17 protein-coding genes are annotated in these 20,668 nt (G+C 73.0%); 2 read left to right on the top strand and 15 right to left on the bottom strand.

Annotation, left to right across the window (positions count from 1 at the left end; all coding sequences use genetic code 11):
• Positions 1–162: 162 nt before the first annotated feature.
• The 15 genes from JIG38_RS08910 to JIG38_RS08840 all read right to left on the bottom strand — a co-directional run bounded on the left by JIG38_RS08910 (position 163) and on the right by JIG38_RS08840 (position 17,966).
• Positions 163–1,146 (bottom strand): ABC transporter substrate-binding protein, encoded by a 984-nt coding sequence (locus tag JIG38_RS08910; protein ID WP_199423424.1) that lies wholly within the window; start codon positions 1,144–1,146, stop codon positions 163–165.
• Between the two features lie 323 nt (positions 1,147–1,469).
• The gene (gene mmsB / locus JIG38_RS08905; RefSeq protein ID WP_199423423.1) at positions 1,470–2,678 is read right to left on the bottom strand and encodes a multiple monosaccharide ABC transporter permease; all 1,209 of its coding nucleotides are present in this window, start codon (positions 2,676–2,678) and stop codon (positions 1,470–1,472) included.
• Positions 2,675–4,219, bottom strand: a complete 1,545-nt coding sequence (gene mmsA, locus JIG38_RS08900) for a multiple monosaccharide ABC transporter ATP-binding protein (RefSeq protein ID WP_199423422.1) — start codon at positions 4,217–4,219, stop codon at positions 2,675–2,677. The genes mmsB and mmsA overlap by 4 nt, the downstream gene beginning before the upstream one ends.
• Before the next feature lie 99 nt (positions 4,220–4,318).
• Positions 4,319–5,488 carry a multiple monosaccharide ABC transporter substrate-binding protein gene (gene chvE, locus JIG38_RS08895; RefSeq protein WP_199423421.1) on the bottom strand — a complete coding sequence of 390 codons (1,170 nt, stop codon included), beginning with the start codon at positions 5,486–5,488 and terminating at the stop codon, positions 4,319–4,321.
• 128 nt (positions 5,489–5,616) lie between these two features.
• Positions 5,617–6,417, bottom strand: coding sequence for a DeoR/GlpR family DNA-binding transcription regulator (locus JIG38_RS08890; protein WP_307844734.1), 801 nt, complete (start codon positions 6,415–6,417; stop codon positions 5,617–5,619).
• 432 nt (positions 6,418–6,849) lie between these two features.
• Positions 6,850–8,010: a multiple monosaccharide ABC transporter substrate-binding protein gene (gene chvE / locus JIG38_RS08885; RefSeq protein WP_199423420.1), complete on the bottom strand. Its 1,161-nt coding sequence runs from the start codon at positions 8,008–8,010 to the stop codon at positions 6,850–6,852.
• 655 nt (positions 8,011–8,665) lie between these two features.
• Positions 8,666–10,174: an L-arabinose isomerase gene (gene araA / locus JIG38_RS08880; RefSeq protein ID WP_199423419.1), complete on the bottom strand. Its 1,509-nt coding sequence runs from the start codon at positions 10,172–10,174 to the stop codon at positions 8,666–8,668.
• Positions 10,175–10,230: 56 nt separating this feature from the next.
• Complete coding sequence (locus JIG38_RS08875) at positions 10,231–10,944, bottom strand: L-ribulose-5-phosphate 4-epimerase (RefSeq protein WP_199423418.1); 714 nt, start codon at positions 10,942–10,944, stop codon at positions 10,231–10,233.
• 75 nt (positions 10,945–11,019) lie between these two features.
• On the bottom strand, positions 11,020–12,654 hold the full coding sequence (locus tag JIG38_RS08870) for a xylulokinase (RefSeq protein WP_199423417.1): 1,635 nt from the start codon (positions 12,652–12,654) through the stop codon (positions 11,020–11,022).
• A gap of 184 nt (positions 12,655–12,838) precedes the next feature.
• On the bottom strand, positions 12,839–13,828 hold the full coding sequence (locus JIG38_RS08865) for a LacI family DNA-binding transcriptional regulator (protein WP_199423436.1): 990 nt from the start codon (positions 13,826–13,828) through the stop codon (positions 12,839–12,841).
• 20 nt (positions 13,829–13,848) lie between these two features.
• A complete protein-coding gene (gene proC, locus JIG38_RS08860) occupies positions 13,849–14,673 on the bottom strand; it encodes a pyrroline-5-carboxylate reductase (RefSeq protein ID WP_199423416.1) in 825 nt (274 codons plus the stop codon).
• A 50-nt stretch (positions 14,674–14,723) separates the two neighbouring features.
• Positions 14,724–15,572, bottom strand: coding sequence for a hypothetical protein (locus tag JIG38_RS08855; protein ID WP_199423415.1), 849 nt, complete (start codon positions 15,570–15,572; stop codon positions 14,724–14,726).
• Between the two features lie 119 nt (positions 15,573–15,691).
• Positions 15,692–16,423 carry an ABC transporter permease gene (locus JIG38_RS08850; RefSeq protein ID WP_199423414.1) on the bottom strand — a complete coding sequence of 244 codons (732 nt, stop codon included), beginning with the start codon at positions 16,421–16,423 and terminating at the stop codon, positions 15,692–15,694.
• Positions 16,420–17,196 carry an ABC transporter ATP-binding protein gene (locus JIG38_RS08845; protein ID WP_307844732.1) on the bottom strand — a complete coding sequence of 259 codons (777 nt, stop codon included), beginning with the start codon at positions 17,194–17,196 and terminating at the stop codon, positions 16,420–16,422. Before JIG38_RS08845 ends, JIG38_RS08850 begins: the two co-directional genes overlap by 4 nt.
• Positions 17,197–17,324: 128 nt before the next feature.
• Positions 17,325–17,966: a TetR/AcrR family transcriptional regulator gene (locus JIG38_RS08840; protein ID WP_199423412.1), complete on the bottom strand. Its 642-nt coding sequence runs from the start codon at positions 17,964–17,966 to the stop codon at positions 17,325–17,327.
• A 101-nt stretch (positions 17,967–18,067) separates the two neighbouring features.
• Between JIG38_RS08840 and radA the strand changes: the two genes are divergently transcribed.
• The gene (gene radA, locus JIG38_RS08835; RefSeq protein WP_199423411.1) at positions 18,068–19,504 is read left to right on the top strand and encodes a DNA repair protein RadA; all 1,437 of its coding nucleotides are present in this window, start codon (positions 18,068–18,070) and stop codon (positions 19,502–19,504) included.
• Between the two features lie 9 nt (positions 19,505–19,513).
• Positions 19,514–20,599: a DNA integrity scanning diadenylate cyclase DisA gene (gene disA, locus JIG38_RS08830; protein WP_199423410.1), complete on the top strand. Its 1,086-nt coding sequence runs from the start codon at positions 19,514–19,516 to the stop codon at positions 20,597–20,599.
• The last annotated feature ends 69 nt before the right edge of the window (positions 20,600–20,668 follow it).

The following is a 20,668-nucleotide window of genomic DNA, read 5'->3' as shown; positions in this document are numbered from 1 at the left end:
CGACCTGGGCGGGGGCTGGGGTGTCCGCTGGCTGGGGGTTCCGCCGCTTTCTCGTCGTCGACCCGGGGGCCACGTCGGGGGGCCGGCTGACCGGCCCCCCGACGTCATCCTGCCCGGGTCGGGGACTGCGTCGGGAACTGCGAGAGGGTCGAGGCGCCGGACTCAGTACTTGCGGTCCGGGAGGGCGGCCTTGGCGGCCTCCTGGTCGAACGCCTCGTCCTCGACGATCGTCCGCTTCTCGACGGTCTCACCCGCGACGACGGCCTTGACCAGCTCGGCGGCCTTCTCGCCCAGCAGCGGGTTGCACTCGACGATGTCGGCGAGCGCCTGCATGCCGTCGTGGACGGCGTCGATCGAGATGATCTTGATGTCCTCGCCCGGGACCGCGCCCGCCGCCTCGATGGCGTCGATCGCGCCGAGGGCCATGTCGTCGTTGTGCGCGTAGACGAGGTCGATGCCGTCCACGCCGTACTTCGACAGGAAGCCCTCCATGACGGACTTGCCGCCGTCACGCGTGAAGTCGCCGGTCTGCGAGTCGATCTTCTCGATCGGGCTGCCCTCGATGGCCGAGTCGAAGCCCTCGGCGCGGTCGTTGGCCGGCGCGGAGCCGGTCGTGCCCTCGAGGACGACCATCTTCGTGGGCTCCGTGAAGGTCTCCGCGGCCCACTGGCCCGCGGTCTCGCCCTCCTTCTTGAAGTCCAGGCCGACCCACGTCTCGTAGAGGTCCTCGGACGCCGTGATGGTGCGGTCCTCGAGGATCACCGGGATCTCGGCGTCCTTGGCCTCCTGGAGCACGTCCTCCCAGCCGTCCTCGACGATGGGCGCGATGACGATGGCGTCGACGCCCTGGTTGATGAAGGACCGCACCGCCTGGATCTGCGCGGCGGGGTCGTTGTCCGCCGCGTTGAAGACGAGCTCGAAGCCGTTCTCCTCCGAGAAGGCGGCCTTCATCGACTCCGTGTTGGCGCTGCGCCAGCCGCTCTCCGACCCCGTCTGCGCGAAGCCCACCGTGATGACGTCGTCGCCACCCGCGGCGGGCTCGGCGCCACCGTCACCCTCGCCGCCGTCGGTGCTCGTGGAGCACCCGGCCAGGGCCAGGGCCAACGTCCCCGCCACCGCGAACCCTGCCAGCATTCGCTTGCGCATCTCCCAGACCTCCTCGTCGAGGTCGGCAGCACTGCCGACCCATGGATGCTTCTCCGCCCGGATCCCACCAGGCCGTGTGAGCGATGTTAGCGCTCACGTTAGCGCTCACAGCAAGGCCCGCCAGGTCACGTTCTCGTAACGCCGGGACGGTGTCCGCACGGGGACGGGCGCGGCGAGCGGCCATGTGAGCGGCGTGGGGACCCTCACATCCTGCCTTCCCGATGTGAGCGGCAGGCCGCTGGCCCGTCGACCGGGCGCGCGTGGGCACGACGAAGCCCGGCCCGCCGAGGCGGACCGGGCTGCGTCGTGGCCGGTGGGTGCGCTCAGCGAGCGGCGCCCGCCCGGCGCTTGTTGTAGACGTCGAACGCGACGGCCAGCAGGAGCACGAGGCCCTTGACGACCTGCTGCACCGACTGGTCGATGCCCATGAGCTGCATGCCGTTGCTCATGACACCCATGATCAGACCACCGACCATGGCGCCGGTGACCTTGCCGACACCACCGGTGACGGCCGCGCCACCGATGAAGCAGGCGGCGATGGCGTCGAGCTCGAACATGTTGCCCGCCGCAGGCTGCGCGCCGTTGGACCGCGAGGAGTAGACCGCGCCCGCCACGCCGGCGAGGAAGCCCATGTTGACGAAGATCCAGAAGTTGACCCACTTGACCTTGACGCCCGAGAGCTGCGCGGCCGAGAGGTTGCCACCGATCGCGTACACGTGCCGGCCGAAGACGGTCCGGTTCGTGATGAGGCCGTACACGATGATGAGGACGGCCAGGATGATGAGGACGTTCGGCAGGCCACGGCTCGTGGCGAGCTGCCACGCGAACCACATCACGACGGCGGCGATGAGGACGATCTTCAGGACGAACAGCGGGAAGGACTCGACGACCTGCTGGTAGCGGACGCGCGCCTGGCGGCTGCGCCACTGCGAGTACGCGTAGCCCGCGACCGCGATGGCGAAGACGACGAGCGTGAACGCGTCGAAGCCCTGACCGCCGATCAGCCCGTTCTGGAAGCCCGACGCGATGCGCCCGTACTCCTGCGGGAACGGCGACAGCGAGATGTTGTCGAGCGTGAGCAGCGTCGCGCCGCGGAACAGGAGCATGCCGGCGAGGGTGACGATGAACGCCGGGATCCCGATGAACGCGACCCAGAAGCCCTGCCACGCGCCGACGAGGAGGCCGACGACGATCGCGACCAGGACGCCGACCCACCACGGCTGGCCGTTCTTGATGACCAGCGTCGCGGACACGGCGCCCGTGAACGCGACCACCGAGCCGACCGACAGGTCGATGTGGCCGGCGATGATCACGATGACCATGCCGATGGCGAGGATGAGGATGTACGAGTACTGCAGGACGATGTTCGAGATGTTGCCCGGGGAGAGCAGCAGACCGCCCTGGTACCACGGGTTGCGCGCGTCGGCCGTGAGGATCGCGAACAGCGCGATGATGGCCACGAAGGCGATGTAGATACCGCTCTGCCGCATGTTCCGGGTCATCAGCTCCCGGATGCTTGCGATGCCAGTCATTGCACCTTGTCCTGTTCTCTTTCCTGGGTCATGAGCTCCATGAGGCGCTCCTGGCTGGCCTCGGCGACCGGGACCTGGCCCGTGATCCGCCCGAAGGCGAGGGTGAAGATCCGGTCGCAGATGCCGAGCAGCTCGGGCAGCTCGGAGGAGATGACGATGACGGCCTTACCGGCAGCCACCAACCGGTTGATGATGGTGTAGATCTCGTACTTGGCACCGACGTCGATGCCCCGCGTCGGCTCGTCCAGGATGAGGACGTCCGCGTCGGTGTAGATCCACTTGCTCAGCACGACCTTCTGCTGGTTGCCGCCGGAGAGCTTGCCGACGACCGCGAGCACACTGGGCGTCTTGATGTTCATGGACGCCCGGTACTCCTCGGCGACCTTGAGCTCCTCGTTGCCGTTGACCCAGCCGCGGCTCGACAGCTTGGGCAGGCCCGCCGCCGAGATGTTCCGCTTGATGTCCTCGATGAGGTTGAGGCCGTACTTCTTGCGGTCCTCGGTCGCGTACGCGATGCCGTGGTCGATCGCCTCGCTCACCGAGCGGATCCTGATCTCCTCGCCGCGCTTGTAGACGCGGCCGGTGATGTCGCGGCCGTAGCTGCGACCGAAGATGCTCATCGCGAGCTCGGTGCGGCCGGCGCCCATGAGGCCCGCGATGCCGACGACCTCGCCCGCGCGCACGTCGAACGCCGCGCCGTCGACGACGACACGGCCGATCTGGGTGGGGTGGTAGACGGTCCAGTCCTCGACGCGCAGGGCCTCCTCGCCGATGTTCGGCGTCCGCTCGGGGTAGCGGTGCTCGAGGTCGCGGCCGACCATGCCCTTGATGATGCGGTCCTGCGTCGAGGTCGGGTCGCTCATGTCGAGCGTCTCGATCGTGCGGCCGTCGCGGATGATGGTGGTCCGGTCGGCGATCTCGGCGATCTCGTTGAGCTTGTGCGAGATCATGATCGAGGTGATGCCCTGCCCCTTGAGGTGACGGAGCAGGTCGAGCAGGTGCTCGGAGTCCGTGTCGTTGAGGGCCGCGGTGGGCTCGTCGAGGATGAGCAGCTTGACCTCCTTCGAGAGCGCCTTGGCGATCTCGATGAGCTGCTGCTTGCCGACGCCGAGCTGCCCGACGGGGGTGGTCGGGTTCTCGTCCAGGCCGACGCGCGCCAGGAGCTTGGCCGCCTCGGAGTTCGTGTGGTTCCAGTCGATCAGGCCACCGCGGCCGCGCTGCTCGTTGCCGAGGTAGATGTTCTCGGCCACGGAGAGGTACGGCACCAGCGCGAGCTCCTGGTGGATGATCACGATGCCGACGTGCTCGCTGTCGTTGATGGAGTGGAACTCCGCCAGCTGGCCGTCGTAGCCGATCTGACCCTCGTAGGTCCCCGCGGGGTAGACGCCCGACAGGACCTTCATCAAGGTCGACTTGCCGGCGCCGTTCTCCCCGCAGATCGCGTGGATCTCGCCCCGCTCGACGCTCAGGTTCACGTCCTGCAACGCCTTGACCCCGGGGAAGGTCTTGGTGATGTTGCGCATCTCCAAGATGGTGCTCATGCGGCCTCTACCTCGCTCTTGTCGTGGCCACGGATGGTCTCGTGCCGGTGCCGGTCCGGCGGGGCGGGGCCCCGCCGGACCGGCACGTGGCGTGGAGTGTCAGCCGGCCTGGCCGGACGCGACCTCTTCAGCGGTCCAGTAGCCCGAGTCGACGAGCAGCGCCTGGATGTTGTCGGCGTAGACGATGTCCGACTCCAGCAGGTAGGACGGGACGACCTTGACGCCGTTGTCGTACGTCTCGGTGTCGTTCGCCTCCGGCTCCTCACCCTCGAGGTACGCCTGCGCGGCCACGACGGCCTGGTCGGCGAGCTTGCGGGTGTCCTTGAAGATCGTCGAGAACTGCACGCCGTCGGCGATGAGCTTGACCGACGCGATCTCGGCGTCCTGACCGGTGACCGGCGGCATCGGCTTGGCGGCGTCGCCCACGGCGTAGCCCGCGTTCTGCAGCGCCGTGATGATGCCGCGCGACAGGCCGTCGTAGGGCGACAGGACGCCCTGGACGACGCTGCCGTCGCTGTACGCGGAGGTCAGGAGGTCCTCCATGCGCTTCTGCGCGGTCTCCTGCTGCCAGCGCAGCGTGGCGACCTGCTCGATGTCCGTCTGGCCGGACTTGATGACGATCGTGCCCTCGTCGATGTACGGCTGGAGGGTGTCGATCGCGCCCGCGTAGAAGAAGTGGGCGTTGTTGTCGTCCAGCGAGCCGGCGAAGAGCTCGACGTTGAACGGGCCGGTGGCGTCGCCCTCGGCACCGTCCTGCGTGAGCAGGCCGAGGCCCACGAGCAGCGACGTGGCCTGCTGGACGCCGACCTGGTAGTTGTCGAACGTGACGTAGAAGTCGACGTTCTCGCTGTCACGGATGAGGCGGTCGTAGGAGATGACCGGGATGCCCGCGTCCGCGGCGGCCTGGAGCTGGCTCGCCAGCGCCGTGCCGTCGATGGCGGCGATGATCAGCGCCGAGGCGCCCTTGGTGATCATCTGGTCGATCTGCTGCGACTGGGTCGGGATGTCGTCGCCCGCGAACTGCAGGTCGACCTCGTACCCGGCCTCCTCGAGACCCGACTTCACGGCGTCGCCGTCGGCGATCCACCGCTCGGAGGTCTGCGTCGGCATCGAGACGCCGATGAGGCCGCCCTCCGACGACTCCTCCGTCGTGCCGGTGTCACCTTCCTCGGTGCCCGTGTCGCTGCCCGCGCCCTCGCCACCGCAGGCGGCGAGCGACAGGGCGAGCGTCATGCCCACCGCGACCGCGGCGAACTTCCTGGTGCTCATGTCTCCTCCTCGAGAACTTTCGTGCATCTGGGCTGCCTGGGACTTCCAGACGGACCCGGGGGCCACCCCGACCGCCCAGAGGGGTCAGGAAGGTCTGTGTGGTGCTGGGGTTGTGGTGCTGTGCCGTGCTACTCCACCTGGACGACCTCGGCGCCGGCACGGCGCAGCCGCGCGAGCTCGTGGGCCGGGGCCGAGGGCCCCGTCACCACGCTGTGGACGTCCTCCAGCCGCGCGATGCGGCCGAGGTGGACCTGTCCGAGCTTGGAGCCGTCGGCGACGACGACGGCTCGCTCGGCGGAGGCGATCATGCGCTGCTTGACCTCGGCCTCGGGCAGGTTCAGGTTCGTGATGCCGTGGTCGGCGTCGATCCCGTTGCAGCCGATGAAGCCCAGGTCCGCGTGCAGGCGGTCGAAGAGGACCGTCGCCATGGGGTTGACCAGGGAGTGCTGGAGGTGGCGGAGCGTGCCGCCCGTCACCACGACGCTGAGACGGCCGATCGCCGCCTCGAGCTCGAGCGCGATGTTGAGACCGTTCGTGATGACGACGACCTGCTCGAGGTCCGTGCGCGCGACGAGCGACTTGGCGATCGCGCTCGTCGTCGTGCCGACGTCCAGCAGGACGCTCATGCCGGACGAGACCATCGCGGCAGCGTGCTCGCCGATGCGCTGCTTCTCGCGGGCGAACTCGACCGCGGACTCCTCGAACGAGGGCTCGAGCCGGTGGGCCGCCGGGGCGATCGCACCGCCGCGGACGCGGCGGACGCCGTGGCTGGCCTGGAGCGCCGCGAGGTCGGCCCGGACGGTGACGTCCGAGATGCCGAAGGCCCCGGAGAGGTCGGCGACCCGCACGAAGCGGCGCTCCCCGATCATGTGGAACATGCGCTCGCGGCGCACCGCCGCGGGCAGCTGTTCCACCTCTTCCTTGAGCACGCACCTACTGTCGGCGCCCGCGGTGGCTTGAGTCAACTTCGTGAAGCCAACTTTTGATTGCGAAACAGTAACGGAGCCGGGAGGCCGCGAAGGGCTGGGCCCAACGTCCCGGTCCGGCGCCCGCCACAGGCGTCCCACCTGCGGAAACATGCCCGATAAGGTCGGCCGGCACGGGCCCCGACGTGAGTGTCCGGGCGGGTGAAAATCGAAACCCGGCGAAAGGGCGCAGGCGGCCGTGGCCGCGAGGCGGCGCGGCGCGGGACGCGCGCGTACGGCCTCGTGCGGCCCGGAGAGCTGGGGGTCCCTCGCGTGGGCGAGTGCGATGTTAACGTTCACATCGCCTAGGGGTCAAGGGCCGTCCGGCGGACGGCCCCGGGCGCACCGCAGGGGCGGCCCGGCGGGTTCGCACCCGCCGGACCGCCCCTGGGGACGTCAGCCCTCGGCCTGGCCGGAGGCGACCTCCTCGGCCGTCCAGTAGCCCGAGTCGACGAGCAGCGCCTGGATGTTGTCGGCGTAGACGATGTCCGACTCCAGCAGGTACGACGGGACGACCTTGACGCCGTTGTCGTACGTCTCGGTGTCGTTCGCCTCCGGCTCCTCACCGGCCAGGAAGTCCTGGGCGGCGGTGACGGACTGGTCCGCGAGCTTGCGGGTGTCCTTGAAGATCGTCGAGAACTGCACGCCGTCGGCGATGAGCTTGACCGACGCGATCTCGGCGTCCTGACCCGTCACGGGCGGCATCTCGGTGTAGCCGGCGTTCTGCAGCGCCGTGATGATGCCGCGCGCGAGGGTGTCGTTGGGCGACAGGATGCCGTCCACCTTCGAGCCGTCGCTGTAGGTCGACGTGAGGAGGTCCTCCATGCGCTTCTGCGCCGTCTCGCCCTGCCAGCGCAGCGTGGCGACCTGCTCGATGTTCGTCTGGCCGGACTTGACGACGATCGTGCCGTCCTCGATGTACGGCTTGAGGGTCTCCATCGCGCCGTCGAAGAAGAAGTGCGCGTTGTTGTCGTCGAGCGAGCCCGCGAAGACCTCGATGTTGAACGGGCCCGCCGGAGCGTCCGCCGCCTCGTTGCCCTCGGCGTCGAGCAGGCCGAGGCCGTGGAGCAGCGCGGTGCCCTGCTGGACGCCGACGTTGTAGTTGTCGAACGTCACGTAGAAGTCGACGTTCTCGCTGTCGCGGATGAGGCGGTCGTAGGCGATGACCGGGATGCCCGCGGCCGCGGCGGCGTCGAGCTGCCCCGCGAGAGCCGTGCCGTCGATCGCGGCGATGATGAGGAGCTTGGCGCCCTTCGTGATCATCTGGTCGATCTGCTGCGACTGGGTCGGGATGTCGTCACCGGCGTACTGCAGGTCGACCTCGTAGCCGGCCTCCTCGAGACCCGCCTTGACCGCGTCGCCGTCGGCGATCCAGCGCTCGGACACCTGCGTGGGCATCGAGACGCCGATGAGGCCGCCCTCGGACTCCTCGGTGGTCGTGCCCTCGTCGCCCGGCTCCTCCTCGGTGGTCGAACCGGCGCCACCGCCGCCGCACGCGGCCAGCGTCAGGGCGAGCGTCATGCCCGTCGCGATCGCTGCGAACTTCCTGGTGCTCATGCGTCTCCTCCTCGAGACCTGCTCCGAGCGGGGGGTCGGAGACCGCCCGCGCACCCGGACCAGCGGCCCGGGCACCGACTGCTGCCGCCTGCGGAGGTGACAGTCCGGGCGACGTCGCCCGCGCCCTCCCGGCGCACGTCCTTACTGTCGGGGACCGCTCGACATTGGGTCAACTTCGTGAACACAACCTGTGATTGCGAAACAGTAACGGCCCGCGGTGCGTCCCGGAGTGGCCGGTTTGTCACTGGCGTCAGGGCCCTCACCTGCGACGATGCGCCGGAAGAAGGTTCACGGGGTGAAGGTTCGCCTCCGATTTCGAAAGCAAGGGACGCCTTTCGGGAAGTCTGGGCGAAAGGCAACGCAGAACACCGGAGAAACCCACCCGCCCACACGACGGGCGGTAGCGCTCCCACCGTGATTGATCGTGACCGTACCGTTGCCTGCCGTCCGCGCCTCGGTCCCCCGGACGGCCGAGCGACCGAAGCCCGCCGACGGCCGCGCGACCGCCTCACCCGGCCGGGACGCCGGGAGGCCGGGGCCGTCGTGAGGGGCGCCCGCCACCCCGGGGGGGGCGGGGGGGCGGCGGGGCCGGTGTTGGGGCCCCCGGCCTCCCGGGTGGTGCGCCCGCCGGACCTCGGTCCGGCGGGCGGCTCGGTCAGAACCCCTGCGCGAGGCGGTAGTACGCCTGGTTCCAGCGGATCTCCTGGGCGAACGCGCGCGGCGTGGTCGCGTCGTCGATCGTCAGCAGCTCGGTCCGCGCGATGTCGGCGAAGTCGACCCACGCGTCCATGCCGACCTGCGTCGTGAGCACCGTGTGGTGCGCGGCACCGGCCATGAGCCACGCCTCGGCCGACGTCGCGAAGTCCGGCTGCGGCTTCCAGACGGCGCGCGCGACCGGGAGGTGCGGCAGGTCGGCGTCGGGCGGGACGACCTCGACGGCGTTCGCGGTCAGGCGGAACCGGTCGCGCATGTCCGACAGCGCGACGACGACACCGGGGCCCGCGTCCGTGTCGAAGACCAGGCGGACGGGGTCCTCCTTGCCGCCGATGCCGAGCGGGTGGATCTCGAGCGACGGCTTCGCGGTCGTCAGCGACGGGCAGATCTCGAGCATGTGCGCGCCGAGGATCTTCTCGTCGCCCGGCACGAGGTTGTAGGTGTAGTCCTCCATGAGCGACGCGCCGCCCGGCAGGCCCTCGCCCATGACCTTCGCCGCACGCACGAGGATCGCGGTCTTCCAGTCGCCCTCGGCGCCGAAGCCGAAGCCGCGCGCCATGAGGCGCTGCACCGCGAGCCCGGGGAGCTGGCGCAGCGCGCCGAGGTCCTCGAACGTCGTCGTGAACGCGGTCGCGCCGATCTCGCCGAGCAGCGCGAGGAGCGCGAGCTCCTGCGTCGCGCCGTAGCGCAGGGAGTCGTGCCGCTCGCCCCCGGCGCGGAGCTCCGGCACGACGTCGTACGTGTCCTCGTACTCGGCGACGAGCGCGTCGACGTCGGCGGGCGCGACGGCGTCGACCGCCGCGACGAGCTCGTTGACGCCCCACGTGTTCACCGAGACGCCGAGGCGCAGCTCGGCCTCGGTCTTGTCGCCCTCGGTGACCGCGACGTTGCGCATGTTGTCGCCGAAGCGCGCGAGCTTGAGCTCGTGCGTCGCGGCCCAGCCGGCGGCCGCGCGCACCCACGTGCCGACCCTGGCCTGCACCGCGGGGTTGGAGACGTGGCCGACCACGGTCTTGCGCGCCACGCCGAGGCGGGACTGGATGTACCCGAACTCGCGGTCGCCGTGGGCGGCCTGGTTGAGGTTCATGAAGTCGAAGTCGATGGTCGACCACGGCAGCTCGACGTTCGCCTGGGTGTGCAGGTGCAGCAGCGGCGTGCGCAGCGCGTCGAGGCCGGCGATCCACATCTTCGCGGGCGAGAACGTGTGCATCCAGGCGATGACGCCGATGCACGCGTCGTCGGCGTTGGCCTCGAGGGCGATCCGGCGGATCGCGTCCGAGTCCTTGAGCACGGGCTTCCACACGATGCGCACGGGCACGGCGTCGGCGGCCTCGAGCTCCCGGGCGATCGCCTGGGACTGCTCGGCGACCTGCCGCAGGGTCTCCTCGCCGTAGAGGTCCTGGCTCCCGGTGAGGAACCAGACCTCGCGGTCGGCGTAGGGCTTGGTCATCGCATCTCCTTGTCGTCGGGCGGGCGCCCGGGCCGGTGGGTACGGACGGCGGAGCGTCAGCGCCCGTAGACGTTCTGGTAACGGTCGTAGAGGCGGTCCACGTCGGTCTGCGCGATGGGCAGCGGCTGGCCGAGCTGGCGCGAGATGTGCACGGTGCGCGCGACCTCCTCGCACATCACGGCGGCCTTGACCGCGGCCTTGGCGTCGCGGCCGATCGTGAACGGGCCGTGGTTGCGCATGAGCACCGCGGGGCTGCGGCTCTCCCGCAGCGTCTCGACGATGCCGCGGCCGATCGAGTCGTCGCCGATGAGCGCGAACGGGCCGACCGGGATCTCCCCGCCGAACTCGTCGGCCATCATCGTCAGCACGCAGGGCACCGGCTCGGCACGTGCGGCCCACGCGGTCGCATAGGTCGAGTGCGTGTGCACGACGCCGCCCACCTCGGGCATGTGCCGGTACACGTGGGCGTGCGCCGCGGTGTCCGACGAGGGCGAGCGGTCGCCGTCGACGAGCGTCCCGTCGAGGTCGCAGACCACCATCGCGTCGGCCGTGAGCTGGTCGTACGTCACGCCGCTCGGCTTGATGACGAAGAGGTCGCCCTCGCCCGGTCCCGAGGGGTCGACGACGACGCGCTGGGACACGTTGCCCGCCGTCCACACCACGAGCTCCCACCGCGGCAGCTCCGCGTGGAGCGCCGCGACGACCTCGCGCGTGCGCGCGACCTCCTCGCGGACCGCGTCCGGGTACTCGTCCAGCGTCCGCACCGTCATGCCCTGCTCCCTGCGTTCGTCGTCGGTCCGGCGGCGCCTCGCGGCCCGCCGGGGGGTGCTGCTCGTGCCGCCGGGTCAGCCGTGGTGGCCCGTGGCCTCGACCGCCGCCCGCTCGATCGCGAGCCCGGCCTCGTACCGCTCGAGGTACGTCGCGAAGCCCGCGACGTCGCCCGGGTCCGGCGCGGCGACGTCGACCGCGGCGTCCGCGAAGACGCGCGTGCCCAGGTAGGCGCCGAGGTCCAGCTCGTCCGCGGCGTGGAGGTAGGAGGCGAGGACGGCCATCCCCCAGGGCCCGCCCTCGCTCGCCGTCGTGGCGACCGCGACCGGCGCGCCGACCGCGGCGGCGAGCAGGCGCTGCGCGACGCCGGCCGTGCGGAACATGCCGCCGTGCGCGAAGAGCGCGTCGATCTCGACGCCCTCGGCCGCGAGGACGCGCATGCCGAGGCTCAGCGTCCCGAACGCGCCGTACACCTGGGTACGGACGACGTTGCCGAGCGTCAGCCGGCTGCCCGGCGTGCGCACGAGGAGGGGACGCCCCTCGGTCAGCCCCGTGATCGGCTCGCCCGACAGGTAGTTGTAGGCGAGCAGGCCGCCCCCGTCCGCGTCGCCCTCGAGCGCCTCGCGCAGGAGCGCGCCGAAGACGGCGTCGGGCTCGGCGGGGTGCCCGAGCACGGCCGCGAACCGGCCGAAGACCTCGGCCCACGCGCCGAGCTCGCTCGCGCCGTTGTTGCAGTGGACCATCGCGACGAGGTCGCCGGCGGGGGTCGTGACGACGTCGAGCTCGTGGTGCACGCGCTCGAGCGGCTTCTCGAGCACGACCATCGCGAAGATGCTCGTGCCGACGCTCACGTTGCCCGTGCGCGGGGCGACGGCGTTCGTCGCGACCATGCCCGTGCCGGCGTCGCCCTCGGGCGGGCACAGCGGGATGCCCGGGCGCAGCGTGCCCGTCGGGTCGAGGAGGGCCGCGCCCTCCGGGGTGAGCTCGCCCGCCGGGCGGCCGGCGACGAGCACCTCGGGCAGCAGGTCGGCGAGCGGCGGGACGGCCGGGCCGCCCGGACGGCCCGCGACGAGCGCGTCGAACCGCGCGAGCATGCCGGCGTCGTACGCGCGCGTCGCGGGGTCGACCGGGAACATGCCCGACGCGTCGCCGACGCCGAGCACCTGGCGGCCGGTGAGGCGCCAGTGGACGTAGCCCGCGAGGGTCGTGAGGTGACGGATGCGCGGGACGTGCTCCTCCTCGTCGAGGACCGCCTGGTAGAGGTGGGCGACCGACCAGCGCAGCGGGATGTTGAAGCCGAGCAGCGCGGTCAGCTCGGACGCCGCCGGCCCCGTGGTCGTGTTCCGCCACGTGCGGAAGGGCGCGAGCAGCTCGCCGTCGGCGTCGAACGCGAGGTAGCCGTGCATCATCGCCGAGACGCCGAGGGCGCCGACGGTGGTGGGGCGCACGCCATGGCGGCGCTCCGCGTCGGCGAGCAGCGACGCGACGCACTCCTGCAGGCCGGCCCAGACCGCGTCGAGCGAGTAGGTCCACACCTTGTCGACGAGCTGGTTCTCCCAGTCGTGGCTGCCGGTCGCGAGGGTCGCACCGTCCGGGCCGACCAGGCAGGCCTTGATGCGGGTCGAGCCGAGCTCGATGCCGAGCGACGTGCGGCCCTCGGCGACGACGGTCGCGAGGTCCTCGTCCGTGGCCCGGTGGGGGTCGACCGTCATCGGCTCTGCTCCTCGTCGAGGCGGTGGGGGTGTCGCCGCTGTTCACGCGGCGGGTCGCACGGTGGTCATGCGGGTCCGGTGCCGGCGGTGTCGTCCGACCCCTGAATGTTAACGTTCACATAGTGCCTGTCAAGGAGGACCCTGGTCCCACGGTCGCACGTCCGGGCCGGGCGTCGCCGCCGCCTCAGCCCCGCGGCGGGCCGCTGCTCGCGCGGACCACGAGCCGCGGCGGGATGAGGTCCGGCGCGCCGTCGTCGGCGCCGCCGATGGCCGCGAGCAGCAGCTCGAGGCAGCGCCGGCCGAGCGCGCCGAACTCCTGCCGCACCGTCGTCAGCGGGGGGAAGAAGTGCGCGGAGCCGTCGACGTCGTCGAAGCCGACCACGGAGACGTCGCCGGGCACCGAGACCTCGGCCTCCGCGAACGCGCGCAGCAGCCCGAGCGCGAGCTGGTCGTTCGCCGCGAAGACGGCGGTCGGCAGGTCCTCGCGCACCAGCTCGCGGCCGACCGCGTAGCCGCGACCGGCGCTCCAGTCGCCCCGCACCGGCTCGCGCACGTCGAGCCCCGCGGACGCCATCTCGTCGCGCCACCCGCGCACGCGCGAGCGCGCATCGAGCCAGTCCTCGGGCCCCGACAGGTGGACGACGTCGCGGTGGCCGAGCTCGACCAGGTGCCGGGTCGCGAGCCGCGCGCCCGCGTACTGGTCCACGGCGACCGTGTGCACCCGCTCGCCGGGGACGTCCTTGGGTCCGACCATGACCACGGGCACGGGTGCGTCGAACGCGCGCACCGCCTCGACCGCCTCGTCGTGCGCCGCGATGACGACGACGCCCTCGACGCCCTGCGCCATGAAGTGCTCGAGCACCTGGCGCATGCCCTCGGCCTCCCAGCGCGCCACGGTCGCGACGCTCACGTACAGGCCGGCGTCGCGCGCGGCACCCTCGACGGCGATGAGCGTGCTCGTCGGACCGAACAGGGCGGAGCCCGACGTGACGACGCCGATCGTGTCCGTCCGGCGCGTGACGAGCGCGCGCGCCGCCGTGTTCCGTCGGTAGCCGAGCTCGGCGATCGCGTCGAGCACGCGCTGGCGCGTCTCGGGGCGCACGCTCGGGTGGCCGTTGAGCACGCGCGAGACCGTCTGGTGGGACACGCCCGCGACGGCGGCGACGTCGCTCATCGCGGGCGGTCGCGGCAGGCTCACCCCAGCTCCTCGGCCAGGGCGCGCGAGCGGTCGTGCGCCGCCTGGGCCGCAGCCAGCACCGCGGCGCGCACCCCGTGCGCGTCGAGCTCGCGCAGGCCGGCGACGGTGGTCCCGCCCGGCGAGGACACGCGCTCCCGCAGCACGACCGGGTGCTCGCCGGACTCGCTCAGCAGCGCCGCAGAGCCCCGGAAGGTCGCGACCGCGAGCTCGAGGGACTGCGCACGGGTGAGCCCGAGCAGCACGCCCGCCTCCGCGAGCGCGTCGACCAGGTAGAAGACGTACGCCGGGCCGCTCCCCGAGATCGCCGTGACCGCGTCGAGGAGCCGCTCGGGCACGCGGATGACGAGGCCCGTCGCCGCGAGGAGGCGCTCGGTGAGCGCGAGGTGGTCGTCGGTCGCGGCGCCGCCGGCGCTGATCGCGCTCGCTCCCTGGCCGACGGTCGCCGGGGTGTTCGGCATGACGCGGACGACCGGCGTGCCCGCCGGCAGGCGCGCCTCGTAGAAGGACAGCGGCAGCCCGGCGGCGACGCTCACCACGAGCGTCCCCTCGCGCAGGCGCGGCCCGATCTCCTCGAGCGCCCCCGCGACGTCGACCGGCTTCACGGCGATCACGACGACGTCGGCGCGGCTCGCGACCTTGCCCGCGGAGTCCGCCGCGCGCACGCCGTACCGCTCCGAGACCTCCATCGCGCGCGCCGCGTAGCGCTCGCTCACGGCGACGTCCTCGACGTCGACGCCGGCCCGCAGCACGGCCCCGACGATCGCCTCGCCCATGACGCCGCCGCCGAGGACGCCGACCCGGCCGAGCGAGGTGTTCGTCATGGTGCCCTCCTCGGGCGGGACTGCGGTCGGCCGCGCGGTGCGCGGGTCGGTCAGAGCGGGAAGGCGGTGAACAGGTCGAGGAGCTCCTCGGTCGGGCCGTCGAGCTGCAGGACCGCGGTGCCGTTCCACCACGTCACCGTGCCCGTGCCGTCGGGACGCGGGACGAGCGTGTAGCGCCCGGTCTCGGCGCCGTCCGTCGTCGTGACCGGACCCTCCTGGAGGTCCGTCGCGGACTCGCCCTCCTCGCCGTCCCCCGCGTCCGCGGCGCCGGCCTCGGCAGCCGCGGCCGTCTGCGCCTGGACGAGCGCGGCGTAGACGCCGCTCGCCTCCTCGGGCGTCTCCCACTGCCCCGCGGTGAGCACGACCGGTGCCGCGCCGTCCGTGTAGACGTACCGGTACGCCTCGATCGCGCCGCTCGTGAGGAACGGGACGTGCTCGCCGACCTCGCTCAGCGCGTGGGCGAGGACGGTCGACGGCAGCGCCTGCGAGAAGGCGGTGCCACCCTCGCGCGGGATCGCCTCGACGGTCGGCGTCGGGACGGGCAGGGTTACGACCTCGGCCTCGGGAGCCGGACCGGCCTCCCCACCCCGGTCGCCGAGCAGCAGGACGGCGGCCACGACGACGCCCACGAGCACCACGGCGGCGGCGACGAGCGCCCACACGGGCGGCCGGCGACGACCCGGCGGCGTCGACGCCGCGGGTGTCGCAGGTGTCGAGCTCGCGCGTCCTGCGGACGTCGCGGTCGCGGGTGCCGCGGGCGCGGTCCCCACGCCGGGCCGCGCGCCGGACGCCGGCCGCGGGTCCGGGCCGCTCGCCGCCGTCGTCCGGTCGCCGACCGGGCCGAAGGGCCAGTCCTGGCGGTCGCCCGCGCCGCGCGGGTCGCTGCCACTGCTCGTCATCGTCACTCCCTGCCGGTGCTGTGCGCGGCCAGCCTAGGGCCTGGCCCGCGCCCGGTCGGGGACCCGCCCGGCGCCGTCGAGCCGCAGCGGCGCCGCGCGTGGACAGGCGGACGCGTCGGCTACGGGGTGCGCCGACGCAGCGTCGTCGCGCCGAGCAGCAGGGCGCCCACGATGAACGCGACGATCGCACCGACGGCCCCGCGCACGTCGACGAGGCCTGCACCCGCCGCGAGCTCCTGGAGCGCCTCCAGCCCGTAGGTCAGCGGCATGGCGCGCGAGACGGCCTCGAGCACCGCGGGCATCTGGTCGCGCGGCATGAAGAGCCCGGCCGTGACCAGCTGCGGGAAGATGATCACCGGCATCATCTGCACGGCCTGGAACTCGGTCCGGGCGACGGCCGAGGCCGCGAGCCCCAGCGCGGTCCCGAGCAGCGCGTCGAGCACCGCGACGAGGACGACGACCCAGAGGTCCCCCGCGACGTCCATGCCGAGCACGTAGACCGCGAAGCCCGTGACCACGAGGGCCTGGAGCACGGCCATCGCGCCGAACGCGAGCGCGTAGCCGAGCACGACGTCGCCCCGCCCGACCGGCGTGGTCATGAGCCGCTCGAGGGTCCCGGTCTGCCGCTCGCGCAGGGTCGCGACGCTCGTCACGGCGAACATCACGATGAGCGGGAAGAGCCCGAGCAGCAGCGGCCCGAAGCGGTCGAGCACCGGAGTGCCCTCGAACATCCACGCCACCAGTCCGAGGACGACGCACGGCAGCCCGAGGAGGAGGGCGATCGTGCGGTGGTCGTGGCGCAGCTGGCGCAGGACGCGACCGGCCGTCGCCAGGGTCGGCCGCGCGCTCACGGACGCCCCCCGGTGGGCGTCGGCGCCGCGGCGTGCCGGGCGTGGTGGTCCGGTGGCGCGTCGGCGGGCGCACCCGCCGAGCCGCGGTCGACGAGCGCGAGGAACGCGGCCTCGACGTCGGAGGCACCCGTGCGCGCGAGCAGGTCGGGGAGCGTCGCGTCCGCGAGGAGGTGCCCGTCGCGCAGCAGCAGCAGCCGGTCGCACCGCTGCGCCTCGTCCATGACGTGGCTCGAGACGAGGAGCGAGACGCCGTCGGCGCTGAGCCTGCGGAACAGCGCCCAGAGGTCGCGGCGCAGAACCGGGTCGAGCCCGACCGTGGGCTCGTCGAGCACGAGCAGCTCGGGCCGCGCGAGCAGCGCGACGGCGAGCGACACCCGCGACCGCTCGCCGCCCGAGAGCACGCCGACGCGGCGCTCCGCGAGCCGCACGAGGTCGACCTCGGCGAGCACGCGGTCGACGTCGGCGCGTCCGGCGCGCAGGACCGTCGCGAAGTAGCGGAGGTTGTCCCGCACCGAGAGGTCCGTGTAGACGCTCGGCGCCTGGCTGACGTAGCCGACGCGGCGGCGCAGGTCCGGGTGCCCCGCCGGGAGGCCGAGCACCTCGACCACGCCCGAGTCGACCACCTGGACGCCGACCACGGCCCGCATGAACGTCGTCTTGCCGCTCCCGCTCGGCCCGAGCAGGCCGACGACCTGCCCGGCGGGCACGACGACGTCGAGCCCGGCGAGCGCCACGGCGCCGCCCCGCACGACGCGCAGCGCCGACGTCCGCACGGCGGCCGGTCGTTCGGCGGGGACACCCGCGGGCGCCGCGCCGACGCCTGGGGCAGACAAGGGAGGGCTTTTCCTCATGTGGGGAATACTGCTCCTCCGGCGCCCCGTGCGCAAGACCCGCTCGCCGGTCAGCGGTGCCCGAGGTCGCCGGTGAGGAGGTGCTGGAGCACGGGGCCGACGGCGGCGACGAGCGCGTCGACCTCCGCCGACGCGACGGGCTCCACCTCGAGCACGTGGCGAGCGACGAGGAGGCCGGCGAGCTGGCTCGCGACGAGGCCCACGCGCAGGTCCGCGTCCGGCCCGTCGAGCGCCGCGCGCACGCGGCCCAGGACCTCGCCCGCCAGGAAGTCACGCACGAGGTGGTCGTGCCCCGTCGCGGTGGTCGCGATGACCGTGCGGAACCGCTCGCGCCCACCGGGCTGGTCCCAGGTGCGCAGGACGACCTCGAGCAGCCGCGGGCCGAGGCCGTCCACGCCGCCCGCGACGAGGTCGGCGATGGTCGTGGCCGGGTCGATCGCGCGTCGCCCGACCGCCATCGCGAAGAGCTCGCCCTTGCCCCCGCCGAAGTAGTAGCGCACCAGGCCCGGGTCGACCCCGGCGCGGCGCGCGACGCCCCGCACGCTCGTCGCCCCGTACCCCCGCTCGGCGAACTCGACGCGCGCCGCCTCGAGGATGTCCTCGACCGCGCTGCCGCCGGTCCGGCGGCCGCGGGGGCGCGCGCCGGGCCCGGCCGGGTCGCCGGCCGGGACGGGGTCGCCGGGGTGGCTCATGGACGCACCCTACGACCGCGCCACGGGCACGTCCGGCGCGACGGGACGCGTCCCTGGCGCGTCGGCCGGGTCGTGTCGGAGGGCCGGGCTACCGTCCCGCCATGCCCTCCCCGAGCGCCTCGACCCGTCCCGCCGCACGCGCCGGACGCGCCGCCCGTCCGGGCTACACGTGCCTCGAGTGCGGGTGGACCGCAGCCAAGTGGGCCGGGCGGTGCGGCGAGTGCCAGGCGTGGGGCACGGTCGTCGAGGACGCGGCGTCGGCGGCGGGTCCGCGCACGGTCGTCACGACGTCGCGCACGCCCGCGCGCCCCATCGGGGACATCGACGTCGAGACGGCGCGCGCGCGTCCGACGGGCGTGGACGAGCTGGACCGCGTGCTCGGCGGCGGCCTCGTCCCGGGCGCCGTCGTCCTCATGGCGGGCGAGCCGGGCGTGGGCAAGTCGACGCTGCTGCTCGACGTCGCCGCCCGGCTCGCCCGCGCCGAGGGCCAGCGCGTGCTGTACGTCACGGGCGAGGAGTCGGCGGGGCAGGTCCGGCTGCGCGCCGAGCGCATCGGCGCGCTCGCGCCCGGCCTCCTGCTCGCGGCCGAGACGGACCTCGGCGCCGTGCTCGGCCACATCGAGGCGACGTCGCCGACCATGCTCGTCGTCGACTCGGTGCAGACCATCGCGTCGGCCCAGGTCGAGGGCGCCCCGGGTGGCGTCGGCCAGGTGCGTGAGGTCGCGGCCGCGCTCATCGCCGCGGCCAAGGAGCGAGACCTGCCGGCGGTGCTCGTCGGCCACGTGACGAAGGACGGGAGCGTCGCGGGCCCGCGCACGCTCGAGCACCTGGTCGACGTCGTGTGCCAGTTCGAGGGCGACCGGCACTCGCGCCTGCGGCTCGTGCGTGCCACGAAGAACCGCTACGGGCCGACGGACGAGGTGGGCTGCTTCGACCTCACCGAGACGGGCATCGTCGGGCTCGCCGACCCCTCGGGCCTCTTCCTCTCCCACACGCTCCACCACGTCCCCGGGACGTGCGTCACGGTCACGCTCGAGGGCCGCCGTCCGCTCGCCACGGAGCTCCAGGCGCTCGTCGTGCCGTCGCAGCTGAGCAACCCCCGGCGCACGACGAGCGGCGTCGACGGCAGCCGGCTCGCGATGATCCTCGCGGTCCTCCAGCGCCGCGGCGGGGTCCCGCTCGCCGACAAGGACGTGTACGTGTCGACCATCGGCGGCGCGCGGGTGGTCGAGCCCGCGGCCGACCTCGCGGTCGCGCTCGCGGTCGCCAGCGGCATGGAGGACGCCCCGCTCGTCGACGGCCTCGTCGCGCTCGGCGAGGTCGGGCTCGCGGGCGAGATCCGGCCCGTGGTGGGGCTGACCCAGCGGCTCGCGGAGGCGCGCCGGCTCGGTTTCACGCGCGCCGTGGTCCCGACGGGCGGCGTCGGCCGTGGTCAGGTGCCCGACGGTCTCGAGGTCCTCGAGGCGCCGGACCTGGGCCGGGCGCTGGTGCTCGCCCGCGCGGACCGGGTCCGTCCGCCGTCGCCCCAGGTCACGTAGGATTCGCCCGTGGTCACGACCGAGCGCTCCGCGGACGAGCTGCTGCGCCTCACGCTCGCCGCCGTCGCGCCGGGCACCGAGCTGCGCGACGGGCTCGAGCGGATCCTGCGCGGCCGCACCGGCGCCCTCATCGTCCTGGGCCACGACAAGGTGGTCGAGTCGATGTGCTCGGGCGGCTTCGCGCTCGACGTCGACTTCTCCGCGACCCGGCTGCGCGAGCTCGCGAAGATGGACGGGGCCGTCGTCGTGAACGCCGACGCGACGAAGATCCTGCGCGCGGCCGTCCAGCTGCTGCCGGACCCGAGCATCGAGACCACCGAGTCCGGCACGCGGCACCGCACCGCCGAGCGCGTGGCCAAGCAGTCGGGCTTCCCCGTGGTGTCGGTGAGCCAGTCCATGCGCATCATCGCCCTGTACGTCGGCGGCAGCCGCTACGTGCTCGAGGGCTCGGACGTCATCCAGTCGCGCGCCAACCAGGCTCTCGCGACGCTCGAGCGGTACAAGTCCCGCCTCGACGAGGTCAGCGGCACCCTGTCGGCGCTCGAGATCGAGGACCTCGTCACCGTCCGCGACGTGACCGCGGTCGTCCAGCGGCTCGAGATGGTGCGTCGCATCTCGGAGGAGATCGCGGGCTACGTCGTCGAGCTGGGGACGGACGGCCGCCTCATGGCCCTCCAGCTCGACGAGCTCGTCGGCGGCATCGGCTCGGACCGGCAGCTCGTCATCCGCGACTACGTCGAGGCGGGCCGCTCCGGGCGGTCGCTCACCGAGGTCCAGGCGGCGCTCGCGCGCCTCGACGCCAACGAGCTGCTCGACCTCGCCCACATCGCCCGCATCCTCGGCCTCGCGTCGGTCGACGACTCGCTCGACGGCGCCGTCGGCCCGCGGGGCTACCGCCTGCTGTCGAAGGTGCCCCGCCTGCCGGGCACCATCGTCGACCGCCTCGTCGGCCACTTCGGCGGGCTGCAGAAGCTCCTCGCCGCGGGCATCGACGAGCTCATGGCGGTGGACGGCGTCGGCGAGCAGCGCGCCCGAGCCGTGCGCGAGGGGCTGTCCCGCCTCGCGGAGTCGAGCATCCTCGAGCGCTACGTCTGACCCGTCGGGCGTGACGCCGCGGGGACGCCGAGGCGGGCCCCGCCTCCGGGTCGTGCCCCGGTCGGACGT

The organism is Actinotalea solisilvae (assembly GCF_016464425.1).
GTDB classification, from domain to species: Bacteria; Actinomycetota; Actinomycetes; order Actinomycetales; family Cellulomonadaceae; genus Actinotalea; species Actinotalea solisilvae.
This window is presented reverse-complemented; position numbering and strand designations above follow the sequence as displayed.